21 protein-coding genes are annotated in these 19,395 nt (G+C 37.7%); 1 reads left to right on the forward strand and 20 read right to left on the reverse strand.

Annotation, left to right across the window (positions count from 1 at the left end; translation table 11 throughout):
- Positions 1-264: 264 nt before the first annotated feature.
- The 19 genes from aroA to TR08_RS08395 form a co-directional block, all read right to left on the reverse strand.
- Positions 265-1,554 carry a 3-phosphoshikimate 1-carboxyvinyltransferase gene (aroA, locus tag TR08_RS08305; RefSeq protein ID WP_045517323.1) on the reverse strand — a complete coding sequence of 430 codons (1,290 nt, stop codon included), beginning with the start codon at positions 1,552-1,554 and terminating at the stop codon, positions 265-267.
- A 24-nt stretch (positions 1,555-1,578) separates the two neighbouring features.
- Complete coding sequence (locus TR08_RS08310) at positions 1,579-2,688, reverse strand: prephenate dehydrogenase (protein WP_045517324.1); 1,110 nt, start codon at positions 2,686-2,688, stop codon at positions 1,579-1,581.
- Between the two features lie 11 nt (positions 2,689-2,699).
- Positions 2,700-3,812 carry a histidinol-phosphate transaminase gene (gene hisC / locus TR08_RS08315; RefSeq protein ID WP_045517325.1) on the reverse strand — a complete coding sequence of 371 codons (1,113 nt, stop codon included), beginning with the start codon at positions 3,810-3,812 and terminating at the stop codon, positions 2,700-2,702.
- A 41-nt stretch (positions 3,813-3,853) separates the two neighbouring features.
- A complete protein-coding gene (aroH, locus tag TR08_RS08320) occupies positions 3,854-4,228 on the reverse strand; it encodes a chorismate mutase (protein WP_045517326.1) in 375 nt (124 codons plus the stop codon).
- Positions 4,229-4,246: 18 nt separating this feature from the next.
- Entirely contained in the window at positions 4,247-5,317 is a 1,071-nt protein-coding gene (gene aroB / locus TR08_RS08325; RefSeq protein WP_045517327.1) for a 3-dehydroquinate synthase, read from the reverse strand.
- Positions 5,317-6,489 carry a chorismate synthase gene (gene aroC / locus TR08_RS08330; RefSeq protein WP_045517851.1) on the reverse strand — a complete coding sequence of 391 codons (1,173 nt, stop codon included), beginning with the start codon at positions 6,487-6,489 and terminating at the stop codon, positions 5,317-5,319. The genes aroB and aroC overlap by 1 nt, the downstream gene beginning before the upstream one ends.
- A 242-nt stretch (positions 6,490-6,731) precedes the next feature.
- Positions 6,732-7,178 (reverse strand): nucleoside-diphosphate kinase, encoded by a 447-nt coding sequence (ndk, locus tag TR08_RS08335; protein ID WP_045517328.1) that lies wholly within the window; start codon positions 7,176-7,178, stop codon positions 6,732-6,734.
- A gap of 159 nt (positions 7,179-7,337) precedes the next feature.
- Positions 7,338-8,300 carry a heptaprenyl diphosphate synthase component II gene (gene hepT, locus TR08_RS08340; RefSeq protein ID WP_045517329.1) on the reverse strand — a complete coding sequence of 321 codons (963 nt, stop codon included), beginning with the start codon at positions 8,298-8,300 and terminating at the stop codon, positions 7,338-7,340.
- Between the two features lie 45 nt (positions 8,301-8,345).
- A complete protein-coding gene (locus TR08_RS08345) occupies positions 8,346-9,050 on the reverse strand; it encodes a demethylmenaquinone methyltransferase (RefSeq protein ID WP_045517330.1) in 705 nt (234 codons plus the stop codon).
- Positions 9,051-9,054: 4 nt separating this feature from the next.
- Complete coding sequence (locus TR08_RS08350) at positions 9,055-9,876, reverse strand: heptaprenyl diphosphate synthase component 1 (protein ID WP_045517331.1); 822 nt, start codon at positions 9,874-9,876, stop codon at positions 9,055-9,057.
- Positions 9,877-10,052: 176 nt separating this feature from the next.
- Entirely contained in the window at positions 10,053-10,289 is a 237-nt protein-coding gene (gene mtrB, locus TR08_RS08355; RefSeq protein WP_045517332.1) for a trp RNA-binding attenuation protein MtrB, read from the reverse strand.
- A 12-nt stretch (positions 10,290-10,301) separates the two neighbouring features.
- Entirely contained in the window at positions 10,302-10,868 is a 567-nt protein-coding gene (gene folE / locus TR08_RS08360; protein WP_045517334.1) for a GTP cyclohydrolase I FolE, read from the reverse strand.
- A gap of 146 nt (positions 10,869-11,014) precedes the next feature.
- A complete protein-coding gene (gene hbs / locus TR08_RS08365; protein WP_034676225.1) occupies positions 11,015-11,287 on the reverse strand; it encodes a non-specific DNA-binding protein Hbs in 273 nt (90 codons plus the stop codon).
- A 364-nt stretch (positions 11,288-11,651) separates the two neighbouring features.
- On the reverse strand, positions 11,652-13,130 hold the full coding sequence (spoIVA, locus tag TR08_RS08370) for a stage IV sporulation protein A (RefSeq protein WP_045517337.1): 1,479 nt from the start codon (positions 13,128-13,130) through the stop codon (positions 11,652-11,654).
- A 283-nt stretch (positions 13,131-13,413) separates the two neighbouring features.
- Positions 13,414-14,121 carry a hypothetical protein gene (locus TR08_RS08375; RefSeq protein WP_045517339.1) on the reverse strand — a complete coding sequence of 236 codons (708 nt, stop codon included), beginning with the start codon at positions 14,119-14,121 and terminating at the stop codon, positions 13,414-13,416.
- A 22-nt stretch (positions 14,122-14,143) separates the two neighbouring features.
- Entirely contained in the window at positions 14,144-14,329 is a 186-nt protein-coding gene (locus TR08_RS08380) for a DUF2768 domain-containing protein (protein WP_045517341.1), read from the reverse strand.
- A gap of 390 nt (positions 14,330-14,719) precedes the next feature.
- Positions 14,720-15,775: an NAD(P)H-dependent glycerol-3-phosphate dehydrogenase gene (locus TR08_RS08385; RefSeq protein WP_045517343.1), complete on the reverse strand. Its 1,056-nt coding sequence runs from the start codon at positions 15,773-15,775 to the stop codon at positions 14,720-14,722.
- A gap of 22 nt (positions 15,776-15,797) precedes the next feature.
- Entirely contained in the window at positions 15,798-17,108 is a 1,311-nt protein-coding gene (gene der, locus TR08_RS08390) for a ribosome biogenesis GTPase Der (RefSeq protein WP_045517345.1), read from the reverse strand.
- Between the two features lie 327 nt (positions 17,109-17,435).
- A complete protein-coding gene (locus TR08_RS08395) occupies positions 17,436-18,044 on the reverse strand; it encodes a YphA family membrane protein (RefSeq protein ID WP_045517347.1) in 609 nt (202 codons plus the stop codon).
- 110 nt (positions 18,045-18,154) lie between these two features.
- On the opposite strand from TR08_RS08395, the gene TR08_RS30870 reads away from it, so the two are divergent.
- Positions 18,155-18,298, forward strand: a complete 144-nt coding sequence (locus tag TR08_RS30870) for a YpzI family protein (protein ID WP_081954403.1) — start codon at positions 18,155-18,157, stop codon at positions 18,296-18,298.
- Between the two features lie 29 nt (positions 18,299-18,327).
- Here the strand turns inward: TR08_RS30870 and fni are convergent, their stop codons facing one another.
- Positions 18,328-19,386 carry a type 2 isopentenyl-diphosphate Delta-isomerase gene (gene fni / locus TR08_RS08400; RefSeq protein WP_045517349.1) on the reverse strand — a complete coding sequence of 353 codons (1,059 nt, stop codon included), beginning with the start codon at positions 19,384-19,386 and terminating at the stop codon, positions 18,328-18,330.
- Between the last annotated feature and the right edge of the window lie 9 nt (positions 19,387-19,395).

A 19,395-nucleotide genomic window follows, 5' to 3' on the forward strand; every position in this document is an offset into this window, starting at 1 on the left:
TCCTCATTGGTTACCACTTTCTCTATTCCAACCAGATTTCGGTCACCTATAGCCCTTATTGGTTACCACTTTCTCTATTCCAACCAGATTTCGGTCACCTATAGACTACATTGGTTACCACTTTCTCTATTCCAACCAGATTTCGGTCACCTATAGCACTCATTGGTTACCACTTTCTCTATTCCAAACAAAATTAGGTCACCAATAGCCCATATTGGTGACCGATTCCATTCATAATATATCAACAAAGAAATTTTTCAAAACCTATTTTTTAAGACTATCTAAATGACTGAAGAAATTTGGATAAGACACTGAAATGGCTTCTGGATCTTCGAGCTCAACCTGGTCCTTACATAGCAGTGACGCGATTGCGAGCATCATCCCGATTCTATGGTCACCATGACTGGAAACAATTCCACCTGTAAGTGGAGTTCCACCTTGAATAATCATTCCATCGTCTGTAGCTTCAATTGAAGCGCCTAGTTTTGTTAATTCTTGTACAACCGTATCTATTCGGTTTGTTTCTTTGACTTTTAACTCAGCAGCGTCTTTAATAATTGTTGTCCCTTCAGCTTGTGTTGCTAACAAAGCAATGATTGGGATTTCATCAATTAGTCTTGGAATAACATCACCCGCAATGACAGTTCCTTTAAGACTTGATGTTTTAATCGTAATATCACCAGCTGGTTCAAAGGCATCTTCATCATTGTTATGAATCTTTAAATTTGCACCCATTTGATTCATAATTTCAATGATACCCGTTCTAGTCGGATTTAGACCCACATTCTTTAAGAGAATTTCACTATCGGGAACAATCGCACCAGCTACAAGGAAAAACGCTGCTGAAGAAATATCTCCAGGAACTAGAATATCAGAAGCAATTAGCTTTTGACCTCCTTTTACCGTAATCGTACGGTTATCCTTCCCGACTTCACCACCGAATTTGCGAATCATTCTCTCAGTATGATCGCGCGACTCAGCTTTTTCGATTATGGTCGTTTCTCCCTCAGCCTGAAGACCAGCAAGGATCAGCGCTGATTTTACCTGGGCACTTGCAACAGGCATATTATAGTGAATCGGATTTAACTGTCCACCACGAATACTAAGTGGAGTAAACTCTCCATTCTTTCTGCCGTCGATTTTTGCACCCATCGTTCTTAACGGCTCCGTCACCCTTGTCATCGGTCTTTTTCCAATCGAATGGTCACCTATAAGTGATGAGAAAAATGGTCTTCCCGCTAAAATTCCTAATAATAGTCGAATAGTCGTTCCCGAGTTACCAACGTCCAGTAGATCATTAGGTTCTTTTAAACCATCAAATCCATTCCCATAAATCGTTAGACCCTTTTCATTTTCTTCAATTACGACACCTAGCTTTCGGAAGCAGGAAATAGTACTTAAACAATCATCGCCTGGCAGGAAATTCGTTACCCTTGTTACACCTTGGGCAATTGAACCAAACATAACAGAACGATGTGAAATTGATTTATCCCCAGGTATTTCAATAACACCCTTTAAACCATTCGTAGTTGGCTGTAATGCTATTAATTCCATTTCATCACCTATATTCAGATCAAATTATATTCCAATCGAGGTAGCGTAGCTTGAGCAGGTATGAATACACTTTTCCGCCCGCTCGCGGTCCTCTTCTGTTTGAAAACTAATAACTAAAACTCCGTAAATCTCGTCTTCTCGAGTTTCTAAAATGCGAATGTTTGTAATACTAATATTTTCTTTCGCTAAATATCCAGTAATCTCAGAAATGACACCCGGATAATCTGGAACATCAACATATAGATCGTAAAATGCAGGAATTGCGCCTTTTTCTCTTAACGGCAGACCATCGCGAAATTGCTTAGCCTGTTGAAAATAGTGAAAAATTTCTCCACTATTTTCCTGCTCAAGTAACAACTTCACCCAATCCATTTCTTCCTTCCATTTATCGATCAAGTCTATCAAAACCTCGCGATTATGCAGTAATATATCTTTCCACATTTCAGGGCTGCTAGAAGCAATCCTAGTAATATCCCTAAACCCGCCTGCTGCTAAACGTGGAATAAGGCTTTCTTCTTCCGCTAACCTTTCCGTTTGGCGGACAATTGATGCCGCAATGATATGAGGGAAATGACTAACAATTCCCGTTAAATAATCATGGGTATCAGGTGTAACACTTAAGAATTTTGCATTTGTACCTTTGAGCCAGGCTTTTAACATTTCAACTTTTGAGCTTTCAATATGATCCTCTGGAGTTAGCAGGTAAAAGGCATTCTCAAAAAGTATTTCTTTAGCAGCTGACACACCACTTTTATGGGAGCCAGCCATCGGATGACCTCCGATAAAGGTGTATCCTTTTTTATTTAAGCTTGCAGCATTGGCAACAATTTTGCTTTTTGTACTTCCGGTGTCAGTAATGATTACTTCTGGTTTTAACGATTGCTCTGATAATAAATGAATAATCGCTTCTGTTTCGATTACTGGTGCGGAAATAATAATTAAATCTGCGGTTTTAGCACCTTCTGCTATATGATCAGCCACTTCATCAATAACACCTAGCATTTTTCCAAGTCTAGCTTGTTCTTGATGTATATCATAGCCAATTATGATAGCGTCTTTATGTTCTTTCTTAATACATAAAGCTAAAGAACCGCCAATTAACCCAAGCCCAATAACAAAAACTCGGCCTTTCATTGGTAGTCCTCCTAGTTTCCACTGAGCTGAGCTGTTTTTTGTTCAGTCAGAAATTCACCTAATGCTTTTAGCACACCTTCATTTTGCTCAGCAGAGCCAACTGTAATTCTTAATGAAGAAGGAAATCCTAAAGCTTTCCCAGATCTAACGATATAGCCTTTTTCTAATAGAAATTGAAACCCTTTATCAGCATCGGCATTGATATCTATTAAAACAAAATTAGTTTGAGAAGGATAATAGTTTAATTCTTGTTGTTTGCAGAAATCGTAAAATTGATTCAAACCTTGTCTGTTTTTCTCTTTGCACTGTTGGACAAACTCTTGGTCCTCAAGTGCAGCTTTAGCTGCCACCTGTCCAAATGAATTAACATTAAAAGGTTCTCTTGCAGGTTCCAACGCTTGAATAATCGACCTGTTTGCAACACCATATCCTACTCTTAGTGAGGCAAGACCATATATTTTTGAAAAGGTTCGTAACACAATTAAATTCGGATAAGTTCTAGTTAATTCAATTGAATCATAGTAATCATCTGCAAATACGTATTCAAAATACGCTTCATCCAACACTACTAAAACATGTGCAGGAACTTTATCTAAAAATGTAATTAATTTATTTTTCGAGACGTATGTACCTGTCGGATTATTAGGACTGCAAACCCAGACAACATTGGTATTATCATCAATGGCTGCATACATTTTCTCTAAATCATGTTCACCATCAAGTAAAGGAATTTCCCTTATCACTGCTCCTTCAATCACAGCATTATGTTTATATTGAGAAAAGGATGGGGTCGCCATTACTGTATTGACACCTGGATGCAGTAAAGACCTTGAAATGATTTGAATTATATTATCTGACCCATTCCCAAAAATTAGCTCATCTTGGTTTACCTTCAAAAAAGAAGCTACTGAATCCCTTAGGCTGGTCATATATCCATCTGGGTAAATAGCAAAGCCTGGTTGATTACTTTGTAATGCAGAAAGAACTTTATTAGAACAACCAAATGGATTTTCATTTGATGCAAGCTTTACAATCTGTTCTAAATTATATTGTTTCTTAACTGACTCAATTGATTTTCCTGGCTGATATGGAGTCAGTGTTAATAACTGCTTTTTCCATCTCATTTATCTCCACTCCATCCTTAAAATGATATATTTATCGCTGTCTATTTAGCCAAGGTATTGCCTAAATCAGGTCGTAATACCGTTGCCCCTCCTAAATAAACATGAACTATTTCTTCCTGTGGTACTGCTGTATTAACATGAAGCATAATTCGAACGCACATTTGTAAAGAGTTCGGAACTGGCAGTTCCCGCATACACATTACAGGTACATAGGTCCAACCCGCAAATTTACGCAGTGCTCTTGCTGGGAAAACAGCATTTAGGTCTTCCGTTGTTGAAATAAAAACAGAAGCTACCTGCTCAGGATGAATCGTGTTTTCCTCAATCATCTGTTTCAAAAGCTCTTCTGTTGCTGATGTGATCGCTTCTTCGGTATTGCAATCTACGGTGATTGCTCCCCTCACCCCTCTAATCATGAAAAGCCCCCCTTGTTTTTAAAAATTCTTGAGCTGACCTAATAAAAATTCATCCGAAAGCTCCTGAAGTGTCGGTTTCCCAATTTGCTCTAATAAGACAAATCTAACTGATCCACCAGCTGATTTCTTATCCTGCTTCATTTTTGACAGCAGACGCTCAGCTGATAGATGACCTGGTATCTCAGTTTGATACCCAAGACCTTGAACCCAAGCAGTAAATTCATCCGATTTAAAGGATAATCCTAATACCTCATTACTTAGCTTTAAAGCAAAAACCATTCCAATCATTACTGCTTCACCATGAGTAAAATTACCATAACCCATTTCCGATTCAATTGCATGGCCTAGTGTATGTCCAAAGTTTAAGTAAGCACGAATTCCCGTCTCCTTTTCATCCTTTGACACAAATTCATTTTTTATTTTTATCCCTTTTGTAAGTGATTCAAATAATTGGTCAGAAGTTAAGGAATCAAGATGACGAATATCTGTTTTTAACCATTGATAAAAGTTAGCATCGTAAATAAGTGCATGTTTAATAACCTCTGCAAAACCAGAACGAATTTCTTGCTCAGGTAGTGTATTGAGTAGTTCAAGGTCATAAAAGACCGCCTCAGGCTGATGGAAAGCCCCAATCATATTTTTTCCTAGAGGATGATTAATTGCCACTTTACCTCCAACTGCACTATCATGTGCGAGGATGGTTGTTGGAACTTGGATAAATGGTATTCCTCTCATAAATGATGCTGCAACAAAACCGGATAAGTCCCCTACTGCGCCACCGCCCAATGCGAGGATGACAGATTTTCGATCAAGGCGGTTTTCTAACGCAATGGATAAGGCGTCATAGAATACCTCGAACGTTTTTGCTTTTTCACCACTTGGAGCTGTAAAAATGACTGGATCCCATGTCGATAAAAGCGGTACTAATTTATCAAGATGAATTTTTCCAACTGTTTCATCTGTAATAATTAATATTCTAGTCAGATTTGTAAAATGATTGGATAAAAAAGTGCTGATTTCACTTATTACCCCTTCACCAACAAACACATCATAGCTTTTGGAGCTCGTTTGAATTTGAATGGTATCCATTAAAATTCCCTCGCGTATTCACGTTGACGTTTAATTTCAGCAGCAAATGTATCGAACCGGTCACTATAAAATTGTTCAATAAGAGAATTAGCAAGTTCCCATGCGACAACACTTTCTGCAACGACTGCGGCCGCAGGAACAGCACAGCTGTCTGAACGCTCAACACTAGCCGAAAATGGCTCCTTTGAATCGATATCAACACTCATGAGCGGCTTATATAGCGTTGGAATTGGCTTCATAACTCCGCGTACGACAATTGGCATCCCCGTAGTCATACCGCCTTCAAAACCGCCTAGACGATTGGTCTTTCGAGTATAGCCATTTTCTTGATCCCAAACAATCTCATCATGTACTTCACTTCCAGGCTTTCTTGCAGCTTCAAAGCCCAAGCCAAACTCTACTCCTTTAAATGCATTGATACTCACAATAGCTGCTGCCAGCTTTGCATCTAATTTTCGATCATACTGAACATAGCTGCCTACCCCAGCAGGCATTCCAGACGCAATCACTTCGACAACTCCACCGATAGAATCACCATTCTTCTTAGCATTGTCAATTGCATTCATCATTTCCTGTTCTACATCAGGGTCAGCACAGCGTACAGGTGAAAGCTCTGTTCTTTCTTTTAACTCATCCATTGATAAATTTACGTTGGAGTTCGCCTTAATACCACCAATTTCAACAACATGAGAAACGAGTGTAACGCCAACTAATGACAATAGTTTCTTAGCAACTGCACCGGCTGCTACTCTAACAGTAGTTTCTCGTGCAGATGAACGCTCAAGAACATTTCTCATGTCTCGATGCCCGTATTTTATTGCCCCATTTAAATCTGCATGTCCAGGTCTTGGACGAGTTATTTTACGTTTTACTTCATCCTCTTGTCCCTCTAATAATGGGTCGGCTCCCATAACTTTCGTCCAATGCTTCCAATCATTGTTCTTTACTACTAGAGCAATCGGAGCTCCAAGTGTTTGTCCATGTCGAACTCCAGATGTGATATCAACAGTATCTTTTTCTATTTGCATTCTTCTACCGCGACCGTATCCCTGTTGCCGCCTTGCAAGCTCAGTATTTATATCTTCAGCTAATAATGGCATTCCTGCTGGGAGTCCTTCTAAAATTGTCGTTAATTGTGGACCGTGTGATTCTCCAGCTGTTAAATATCTCATTCCCATTACACTTTCCCCCTTCAACTCATTAAAGGATTTTTATCAATATACCATAATCAGACTAATAAACCTAGTACAATTATCTGAAAATAGCATAAATAGATTGATGATTATTTATTTAATGATAATAACAGTTCACCCATTTGTACACTATTTGTTTCTGAAATATTTTTATTATCGGATGAATACGCATACAAAAAAGGCACCTGTATATGATATACAGGTGCCTTTTTAAATCTAAATTAGTAAATCCATTCGTTAACTAGTTTAGAGTACTCTACAACTCCACCATCTTTAAAAAACAATCCAATTTCACGATCTGCACTTGCTGGTGAATCTGAACCGTGAATAACATTTTTCCCAACAGTTAAGCCAAATTCGCCACGGATCGTACCTGGGGCTGCATCTTTAGGATTTGTTGAGCCCATCATTTGACGCGCAGTAGCAATAACATTTTCACCTTGCCAAACCATAGCAAAAACAGGACCAGATGTAATGAAATCCACTAATTCACCAAAGAATGGACGTTCTTTGTGCTCACCATAGTGCTCCTCGGCAAGTTCAGTCGGAATGCTCATTAATTTAGCGCCTACTAATTGGAAGCCTTTTTTTTCAAATCGAGCAATGATTTCTCCGATTAAATTACGCTGTACACCATCAGGCTTCACCATTAAAAATGTTTTTTCCATGAATTCCACTCCTAAATATAGTATGTATAATAATTGCCATAGTGGGACAATCCATGAAGATGTTATCATTTTTTCGAATATTTCGCAAGTCGAAAGCGCCTTCAATTTATCAGAAATAAAAAAAAAAAAGAGTGAAAACATTTGTTTTACTCTCTTTCCTTAATATTTTCGCCGCCCAATAAATTTTGCTATATCACGCAGTGTCTTTTTGGCTTTATTGGCAGGAAGCTCTTCTAGCACAGCCAGCGCCTTATCTAAGTACATATCGCTTAATGCAATGGACTTGTCAATTGCACCGGACTCTTTAATAAGGGTGATAATATTTTGAATTTGAGCTGGATCGAAATCATGGTGAACCTTTTCAATTTCTGTCCGAATTTTTTTATTTTCCATTGCATAGAGAGCCGGAGCTGTAATATTTCCCTGAAGTAAATCACTGCCTGCAGGCTTACCAAGCTCCTCTTCAGAGGAGGTAAAATCCAAGATATCATCTGTAATTTGAAATGCCATACCTACATAATAACCAAATAAGTACAGTTTCTTATGAATGGACTCTTCTACATCTGCAGCAATAGCACCCAACTGACAACTTGCAGAGATTAGTAATGCAGTCTTCCTTTTAATTCTTCGTAAATAATCCCTGAGATTTTGATCAAAACGATACTTATCTCTTATTTGTTGGATTTCACCAACCGTTACTTCAACAATGGTATTCGCTAATATCTTATGAGCTAAGGGCTTTTTAATTTCACTCATCAATTCAAGAGAAAGAGCAAAGATAAAGTCGCCCGTATACATTGCAGTCTTGTTGTCCCATTTGGCTTTTACTGTAGGTTGACCTCTTCGTAAATCCGCATCGTCGATTACATCATCATGAACAAGTGAAGCCATATGAATAAGTTCAAGAGCAACGGCAATGTTTTTCATTACATTAATATCGTACCGGCCAAACTTTCCAGCCAATAAAACAAAAACAGGCCGAATTCTTTTCCCTCCCGCCTGCAAGGTATGCAAAGAAGCCCGTTTCAAAAGAAGAGAATCCGCCTGAATTGTCTCTTCTAATTTTTTTTCGATCGTATTAATATCTGAATTCAAAAATGAATACATCATCTTTAATTTCATTTGTATTCACCAGCTTTTCGTCCTGTTTGCATGTCTATTAAAAACTTACTTTTTATAACCAAAATGAACCGCTGCAGCTCCACCACTATATGGTTTATAATATACATCTTTAAAGCCGGCAGTCTCAAACATTCGCGCTAATTCTTTCATACCTGGGAAATTACGGGCTGATTCATGGAGCCAAGAATATTCATTATAGCTCTTAGCAAATAACTTACCAAATAACGGCATGATAAATTTGAAATAAAAATAATATAGCTGTTTATAACCAATTAAGGTAGGCTGGGAGGTTTCAAGGCAAACAGCAATACCTCCTGGCTTTAAAACGCGATTCATTTCTTTTAGTACTTGAAGGTAATCAGGTACATTTCGTAAACCAAATCCGATGGTTACATAATCAAAGCTATTATCAGGGAAAGGTAGTTCCATGGCATTTCCATGAATTAAGTTAACTTGTTTTAGACCAAGACTTTTTACCTTGTCAATCCCAACATTTAGCATATTTTGACTAAAGTCCAATCCAGTAACTTCACCGGAAGGACCAACCGCTTCAGCTAGAGCAATCGTCCAGTCCCCTGTTCCACAACATACATCTAGCGCTTTCGAACCTGGCTTGACATTCATCCTTTTCATGGTATCCTTACGCCATTTGATGTGCTGCTGAAAACTAATAACCGAGTTCATTTTATCGTAGTTATCGGATATTTTCTCAAAGACCTTATGAACTCGTTGTTCCTTAGATTGCTGCATATGCTTACCCTTCTTCCACTAAAGTTTTCGCAATTGGTTGATGTTCATTAATGATCGAAGTAATTCTAGCTTCAAGCATATCATTTAAATATGGTAGCTGACTTATTCCTTTTAATAGGAATTGTTTTGAAGACTCAAGGTAACGATCACAAATCACAAGCAAATCTCTCTGCTGTTTATCTGATAGATTTTTTATTGAAAGATTTTTATTTGGAATGGTAATTTCTTTGATAGATTCGAAAACGAAGCTGCTTCCAGCTTCTATAAAAAGCCTCTTTTCCATAAGCAAACGCTTGAAAAAGAATAAATTGGCAATAAAGTCATTCCATAAGTCAACTTTAAAACATTCAGAGAATTTCACAAGTAAAGAGCTTTCAATTTTCTTTATACTTGTCATTAGATTTTCAATGCCCTCAAGTTCCTTTTGATAAACGGAAACTTTATGTTCATTAACCTCTTTTATTCCTTTGGAGAGTTCTTTTATCATGTTGATGTCTTCAGAATCTGCCAAAAGTTTATAATACAAGCCGCTATAATAATCCCCAGCTAGGACCGTTAATTGTCTATTTATCTCATCAACAGCAGCGTTAGATATATGCTCATGGGTATCAAGGGCAATTTGGATAAGCATTGTTGTCATCGCGTAATTTTTTATCTCATTGTAAGACAATTCGAGTCGATCCATAATGGACACGAGAATAAGCAGTTTATCTTCATCAATTACAGGCGTCTCAATATATTTTAGCAAGTAAGGATGACATACTTTTTGCTCAACTTGCTCCTTAATGTCTATAAACTTTTGTCGAATGTCTGGCAATTTAATCACCCTTGCTTCCCCGAATTAATATATTTATTACGATCCTTTTGTGTAAACAAGGCAGTGACAATTATATCATAAAAGCGTATGTATGGGCAGAAATTCACAAAATAAATACATTTCCACCGTTAGGAAATAAGAATGACTAAAAAGTAATTACAGCTAATAAAAAAACATATCTTTCATTATTTTTTCATTTCGCTTTCAATTTCACCAAAATGTGTCATTATTTTTGCATTTCCCCTAATCTTTATGGCTGAAGTATGTTCTGTGAACTGAGCGATTAATACTTCCCCTTTATCAAGCTTTTCAGAATGATGAAATTTTGTATCCGTCCCTCGCGTCAATCCGATAACATTAACGCCATCATCAGTTGCTTTTATCACAACAAAGTCACTACTTTGTGGTTTTCGTTTTTCCATAGTATCACCCCACTAATATCTAATTAACGATAGTATTTCAGAACGAGCAATGGTATCACTTGCAAGATTGCCTCGTACTGCAGTTGTTACTGTCTTTGACCCTGGTTTTTTTACCCCACGCATTGTCATACACATATGTTCTGCCTCGACAACAACCATTACTCCATGTGGATCTAATTTTTCCATCATACTATCAGCAATGGTAGAGGTAATTCTCTCCTGTAGCTGGGGTCTTTTGGCAACAGCCTCCACCGCCCTAGCTAATTTGCTTAATCCCGTTACCCGTCCATTTTTAGGAATATATGCTACATGTGCTTTTCCAAAGAAAGGTACAAGATGATGTTCACACATGGAATAGAAAGGGATATCTTTTACCAGAACTAATTCTTCATGGTCTTCACTGAAAATGGTTTCGAAATGTTTTTTCGGATCTTCATTCAGACCACTAAACACTTCTTCATACATTTTCGCTACTCGTTTCGGTGTATCAAGAAGACCTTCTCTGCTGGGATCTTCACCAATCGCTGTTAATATTAAACGTACCGCCTCTTCAATTTGGGTACGATTCACTTCTGACATGCATATTCCCCCTACTATATATCTAACAAGTATATATGACAAATACATATTAGCACAATAAATGTGATGTTCAAAATTACATGAGCATAGAAAAAAGGTCATGGGATTTACCATGACCTTTTTGCCGAAGCAATAAATTTATGTAATTATTTTACTGCATCTTTAAGTGCTTTACCTGGTTTGAAAGCAGGAACTTTGCTTGCACCAATTTCGATTTCCTCACCAGTTTGAGGATTACGACCTTTACGTGCTGCACGTTCACGTACTTCAAAGTTACCAAAACCGATTAATTGGACTTTATCACCATTTTTTAAAGCATCTAAAATTGAATCAAAAACAGCATCAACTGCTTTTGTAGCGTCTTTTTTAGAAAGCTCGCTTGCTTCTGCAACTGCGTTAATTAGTTCTGTCTTGTTCATGCTATTCACCTCCTCCCAATAATTTAAGTTAAGAATCGTAAATAAGATTACTTATCTACATTTCTAAACAATTTTTCATATTTCTATACGTCATAGCGCGGTTTTATTGGCAAAGTAAACAAAAATTACAGCTTTTGATATTTTAATCTACTTTTTTAATAAAAAACCCTATTATATAAAGGTTTTAAGCACCATAACGTGAGTCTGTTAAAAGATTATCACAATCATTTACGCTAATCAAGAATATTTCATTAAATAATGGTAATCTTTTCTTCATTTCTACAAATTTCTACTAAATTCCACTATTTTGGACGTTGGATTTTGTAAAATAAGAAAAAAGACTCCAAATTGGAGTCTCCGCAGATTAAAGAATTATTGCAATCAAACCGCCTGAACCTTCGTTAATAATTCTCTCTAATGTTTCTTTTAGTTTATATCTCGCATTCTCTGGCATCAAGGATAGCTTCGCTTGGATACCTTCCCTAACGATTGAACTTAACGAGCGTCCAAAAATATCAGAATTCCAGATGGATAGTGGATCATCCTCAAAGTCCTGCATTAAGTAGCGGACCAACTCTTCACTTTGCTTTTCAGTCCCGATAATTGGAGCGAATTCAGATTCAACATCGACCTTAATCATATGAATCGATGGAGCTACTGCTCGCAGTCTTACTCCGAACCTTGCACCTTGACGGATAATCTCTGGCTCTTCCAGGCTCATATCTGATAGTGACGGTGAGGCAATACCGTAACCTGTCTGCTTCACCATTCTTAACGCGTCTGAAATATGATCATATTCCGCTTTTGCATGAGCAAAATCCTGCATTAGCTCAAGGAGATGATCCTTTCCTCTGATTTCAACTCCGACGATTTCTTTTAATATATCATCATAAAGTTCATCTGGAGCAAATAAGTCGATTTCTGCAACACCTTGACCCATTTCAATTCCGGCTAATCCAGCTCTCTCAATGTAGTCAAAGTCGCTAAATTGCTGCACGACCCTATCAACATCTCTTAATCTCTTGATATCTTTAACCGTTTCTTTAACTGCTTCTTGGTAACTTTCACGCAGCCAGTGATTCTCTCGCAATACCATTACCCAGCTAGGGAGATTAACATTAACCTCAAGAACTGGAAACTCATATAGTGCCTCTCTGAGAACATTAAGTACATCACTGTCACGCATGCTTTCAACACTCATCGCTAGTACAGGAATGTCATACTTTTCTGCTAAGCTAGATCGAAGTGTTTCTGTGCTCGGGTGATATGGCTGAGCGCTATTGACGACCATAATAAACGGTTTGCCAACTTCCTTCAGCTCGTTAATCACTCGTTCCTCAGCTTCAATGTAATTACTTCTTGGGATTTCACCAATTGTGCCGTCAGTAGTCACCACTACACCAATCGTAGAATGCTCCTGAATGACTTTTCTTGTTCCAATTTCAGCTGCTTCATGGAATGGAATCGGCTCTTCATACCATGGAGTAGTAATCATCCTAGGACCATTTTCGTCCTCATACCCTTTAGCACCTGGAACGGTGTAACCGACACAATCAACCAGTCTAATATTAACATTAAGTCCTTCGTCAACATGGACAGTAGCAGCTTGATTAGGAACGAACTTGGGCTCAGTTGTCATGATTGTTTTTCCTGCAGCACTTTGAGGAAGCTCATCCACTGTTCTAGATCTCTCTGCTTCATTGTCTATATTCGGTAAAACCACAAGCTCCATAAATTTTTTAATAAATGTGGATTTTCCTGTTCTAACAGCACCTACTACTCCTAAATAAATATCACCGCCGGTTCTTTCGGCAATATCTTTGAAAATATCAACCTTTTCCAAGTGATCCCCTCCCGATCATAGAGTAAAGTGGGATAATATTATCCATCAAGATATTTTTGGACAATATATATTTATGACGTTGTCCTATATTGTTATGACAGTTTTTTAAAAAATTTTTTACCCCCTTAATAAATATTCCTTGAATATGCTAGTATCTTTTGTGTCTGAACAGTTGATCGAATGAGGGTTTTAAGGTAAAGTAACAGAGATCTTTTTTGACCAAAAAAAAACCCTTCTCCTACAATATATTTCACAGGAGAAGGGTTATGACTATTTGATATTCTTATTGCTTTAAAAAAACTGGTTCATTAGTCTCAGGATCCACTGTATACGGTATAGAATAGGCAGGGACAAACATTGAATCTTCCACAAGAATATTACGAATATCCTCACCTGGTTTTATCTTCTTGTCCGTTTTTTTAAGTTCCTGAAATAAATCTTGCCGGTAATCGACATAGACTTCAGCGTCTGTCGTTACCACAAACGGAAGATTTTGATTAGTAAATGGACTAACGGCGAATGGCTCCTGCTTATACCCCAATTCATTAAAATCAATGGTATACACATTATCAGCAAGTTTTTCTTTATATGGCGGGTAGCCATTGGATTTAATTCTAATATTAATATCACGAATCGTATCAGCCATTCTTAAGTCTAATAGTTTTACGGTTGGGTTGGTTTCAACATCTACAAGAACATATTGGAAGATCCCGCCACTTTCAAACGCATTCCCTGGCGGCTCAGCAATATATTTAGGAGCAATTTTCTTGAATTCAATTGGATACTTTTGGTAGATAGGAGTCACTGCATCTCTTGTTTTTATCGGTAAGATTCCGCCATTATCCTCCTTAAAGGAATTCACTGCTTGTTGAACCGCTTCGATTTGGTCTGTATATGGGATTTGATTTTCCGCTAACTTTTCAGATGGATACATACATCCTGATAAAAACAAAGTTAGAACTAGTAATGCTCCAACGACTTTCCAATTCATACAATCACCTATTTTTTCTGTATTATGTAAAAAGGACAATAAACAACGTGATTCCCGAAATGATTAAAAAAATGTAAGCAATAACCGCAGTTAAAAACTTTAGCACGCCTGTTAACTTATAACGACTCAGATAAATTGTAATAATAGCAAGGAACATAAGTCCCATTCCTGCAATGGATATCCACATTTTCAGCATACCTGGTGACAAAATGACACCCCCCTTATTCCGAAAGCTATTATAACATAAGGAAGGTGTTTTCATAAAAATTTTTGTTTTTTTACAACAGAGCTGTGAAAAAGGAATTCTTGTTTATATAACTTTTTGATTTGTGCGGAAGGCACGAGATCCTCGAAAATGCTATCGCATTTCCTTCGTGCGGTGATTATTCAAAGAAGCTTTCCTTAGTGGAGCACAAATCAACACCACCACAACAAAAAAACTGAAGTAAAGAGGGGCGAATTCCTTACTTCAGTCTTAGTGACTAAACAACCCATTTATTAGGTTCATACTTCACGTGTGCTTCGCTTGCATTGTATGCAATCATGAGGGGATGCGCACTCAATGAATGCCTATTTTTCAATGAAAAATGCACAATTTTTAATCTTCGAGGTTTCTTTCATCGAGAATATTCACTAAGTCTTCCATTTCATGAGTTTTACCGCGTGCCATTAATACATCAACAGCGTCTTTTGCATTTTTCCCATTAAATAATACATCATAGAGGGCAAATGTGATCGGCATGCTGACATTATACTTCTTAGCTAGCTGATAGGCTGCTTTCGTTGTCCTTACTCCCTCTACAACCATTCCCATATTATCGAGAACCTCATCAAGATTTTTTCCTTTACCAAGTAGATTTCCAGCTCTCCAGTTCCTTGAATGGACGCTTGTACAAGTTACAATTAAGTCCCCAATTCCCGTTAATCCAGAAAAGGTTAAAGGGTTTGCCCCCATTTTTGTACCAAGTCGAGCTATTTCTGCTAATCCTCTGGTTATTAATGCAGCTTTTGCATTATCACCATACCCCAGCCCGTCTGTTATTCCGGCAGCCAAAGCAATGATATTCTTTAATGCTCCGCCGATTTCAACTCCAATAACATCTTGATTCGTATACACCCGAAAATTATGGTTAATAAACAAATCTTGTATTTCTTCTGCAGCTCCCATATCCTCAGACGAAACAGTTACGGTTGTTGGGTGTCTCATGCTAACTTCCTCGGCATGGCTTGGACCTGAGAGGACTACAACTGCTTTTAAAAGTTCACTTGGCATTTCCTCTTTTATCAGTTCGGAAATTCTCAAAAGGGAATCTGGCTCAATTCCTTTACTAACATGCGCAATGGTCAAAGGTGTGTTTTGAACAATACATATTTTCCTAATTACTTCCCGAATTGCTTTCGTCGGTACCGCTAATATAACCGTTTTGATTCCTGCTAAAGTATCACTTAATGAAGCATAACCGACAATTAACTCAGGTAGATTTATTTCTGGTAAATATTTTTTATTTGTATGAAATTGATTAATTTCTTGAACTTGGGATTCATTATGGCTCCACAATCGGACTTCATGTTCATTGTCTGCAAGGACCATCGCAAGGGCAGTCCCCCAGCTCCCAGCACCAATAACGGCTACAGCTTCTTTATTTTCCTGCATTTAGATCACTCCCACCATAAAATTATTTTCTTTCTCTTGCGTAAATTTTTATCGGGGTTCCCTCGAATCCAAAAGCGTCCCTGATTCGGTTTTCTAAGAAGCGCTCATAAGAGAAATGCAGTAATTCTGGTTCGTTTACAAAGACAACAAAGGTTGGCGGTTTTACAGCTACCTGTGTAGTGTAATAAATCTTTAATCGACGACCTTTATCCGTTGGTGTTGGATTCATGGCTACCGCATCCATTATTATATCATTTAAAACGCTTGTTTCGACGCGCATTGCATGGTTTTCGCTTGCAGTATTGATCATTGGCAGTAGAGTATGAATACGTTTTTTAGTCTTTGCAGATAAGAAAACAATCGGAGCATAGCTTAGGAAGAGAAAATGTTCTCTAATCTTTTGTTCAAGTTCCTTCATTGTTTTTTCATCTTTTTCAACCGCATCCCATTTGTTGACCACAATAACAATTGCCCTGCCAGCTTCATGTGCATAACCGGCAATTTTCTTATCCTGTTCTATGATTCCTTCTTCTGCATTAATGACAACTAAAACAACATCTGACCGTTCTATTGCCCTTAGGGCACGGAGTACACTATATTTTTCTGTACTCTCATACACTTTTCCTTTTTTCCGCATTCCAGCAGTATCAATAATGACATACTTATCGCCATTATACGTATAAGGAGAATCGACAGCATCTCTTGTTGTTCCAGCAATATCACTGACAATGACACGGTCTTCTCCCAAAATTGCATTCACTAATGATGACTTCCCAACATTTGGTCGGCCTATTAAAGAAAATTTAATGACATCCGCGTCATAATCTTGTCCCTTATTCTTTGGAAAATGTTTTGCTGCCTCATCCAGCAAGTCACCCAATCCGAGACCATGAGAACCTGATACTGGTATAGGTTCGCCAAATCCTAGGGCATAAAAATCATAAATTTGTTCACGCATTTCAGGATTATCAATTTTGTTAACAGCTAATACAATAGGTTTTTTTGATTTATATAATATCTTTGCTACCTCTTCGTCTGCAGCAGTTACTCCTTCTCTGCCATTTGTTAAAAAAATGATAACATCGGCTTCGTCTATAGCTATTTCAGCCTGCTGACGAATTTGCTCGAGAAATGGTTCATCCCCGATATCAATACCACCCGTATCAATTACATTAAAATCATGTGTTAACCATTCCCCTGAGCTGTAAATTCGATCTCGCGTTACTCCTGGGATATCCTCAACGATGGAAATTCTCTCTCCAACAATTCTGTTAAAAATAGTCGATTTCCCGACATTTGGTCGCCCTACAATGGCTATAACAGGTTTTACCATTATAATCGCCATCCTTTCATCCATATATTTATCAATATTTTGTTATTTTTATCGTTAAAGCAGAGAAACTCAATTTATATAATTAAGCAATTGCGTACTAATGATAAAGAAACCCTTCTTTCCAGGAGAAGGGTCTAACCATATTATTTTAGCAATGTGAATCCTTTCCTGCAATGGTAAAGTTTAAAAGCGTAAGGCGCCCGCCTATCGGCGACAAGCGGAAGACGAGCCGGCAGGAAGGTTGCTCTTCAACCTTCTTGACGGATTGGCTGTAGACCATAGAGCCGATGGCGCCTGAAGCTGGATAGCTCCCAAGACAAGAATAATTTAAGATGATTTTTGCTTCCCTTTTTCCAAAAAGTGAAAATGATTTTGAAAGATGGTACCCGCATTTTCAAGAATACTCCAGCTGACAAGCAGCAAGACTACTAATGAAGACACATCTAGATAAGCGATTGACCCAATTGGATAGGAAAACTCAAATTTACTTAGGTAATAAGCATAGAGCATCTCTCCTTGCATGGTGCCGCTAACAATAATCAACAATCTGTCTTTTAATGAATTTTGTAAAAATATTGCTAAGCAGCTAAAGCAAATCGCCATCATCCATTCCTTTTGAAAAATTACCCAAATGGGATCATAAATGACAAATAAGTTAAAGGTAACGTATGAAATCGTTACAATAAATGAACAAATAAAGGCATATAGCAATGATCCCAGCTTTTTCTTACTAAAAATAATATAAGATAATAGCAGCATAAATAATCCACTAGCATAAAACTCGAAGCCCATAAACATAAAATTCACATTTGAAAAGATAATGAACATTAAAATGCCCGCAGCTAATTTTGTACGATAAAGATTTTGCTTGTTCATAAAAAAAGTTATGTACACCCAAAATACCCAAATTATCCAATAAAACATTGAACCTTCCATTATCACACACCTCCTACTATTTCCATTATCGGTATTCTTTATGTAGTTTCATACTTCCCTGAATAATCTTTACTCAACAAAATCATGTTAATAGTAGGAGGTGTGGAGAAATGGGAAAGGATCGACAAGAAAAAAAGTTAAAAGCAAGTAGAAAAGTTGAATCAGATCGCGACCAGGCGTTACACTATCCTGGAGCAACGAAACTTCAAAGCCCTGAAGAAGCAAGAGGATTAAACGATAATAAGTATAGTTAAAAAATAAGCTCCCGCTGGCTGCGGGAGCTTTATTTTATAGTACGTATGCTGTATGTTTTTGTATCGATTCCCCTTTGGGTTAGCCAATGATGCATATGTCCAGATATCATTAATGGAGCTCTTTGTAAATCTTGGATAGATTTAGCACCTAAAGCAGTCATAATTATTTTTAACTCATTATGAAGTGAGGTGATCTCTTCATATAGTGAATCAATTCCCTTTTCAAAAAGGATTTTTAGAAAGTAACCAGCAAACCCGATAGCACTAGCTCCTAATGCTATTCCTTTAGCCATTTCATAACTAGAGGTAACCCCGCCAGACCCTATGATAGAGATTGGTCCCAAAGCGTGTGAGGCTTCAGAAATCGAGATTGCTGTAGGTATTCCCCATTGATTAAAGAACGCTTGTGATTTATCACTGCGCTTGTTTTCAATTTCAGCAAAATTTGTTCCCCCAAAACCACCGATGTCCACAGCAGTAACGCCTACAGATGAAAGAGACTCTACGGTTTCTTTACCCATACCAAATCCAACTTCTTTCACTATAACGGGAACGGTTACCGCTTTTACAATTGCTTCTATTCTCTTTAGAGCACCAGAAAATTCCCGGTCTCCTTCGGGCATTGTGAGCTCCTGGATTACATTTAAATGTACCTGTAAGGCATTTGCCTCAATCATATCAATAGCCATTTTTGCTTGATCAGGAGATGCTTCACTCCCTAAATTGGCAATCAGCACTCCAGATGGGTATTCTCTTCTTACTACTTCATATGTAAAACTCTCAGATTTATCTTTCAGTGCAGACATTTGTGACCCGACTGCCATGGCAAGCCCTGCTTCCTTTGCCACCATAGCTAGCTGCTTGTTAAGATTGTAGGTTTTCTCACCACCGCCACCTGTCATAGCATTGATAAAAATTGGCGAACTTAAAGAAAGTTCGCCAATTTTTTGGTGAAAGGTGACATCTGAAACATTAATGTTTGGTAAACTTTGATGAATAAATTGAACATCATCAAATGCTGTTGATCGCTTTTGCCCAGTTTCTAGGGCATAACGAATATGATCCCATTTCCGCTCAGATCTAGACACTTAATATCA

It is taken from the genome of Neobacillus niacini (genome assembly GCF_000759675.1).
GTDB classification, from domain to species: Bacteria; Bacillota; Bacilli; order Bacillales; family Cytobacillaceae; genus Neobacillus; species Neobacillus niacini_A.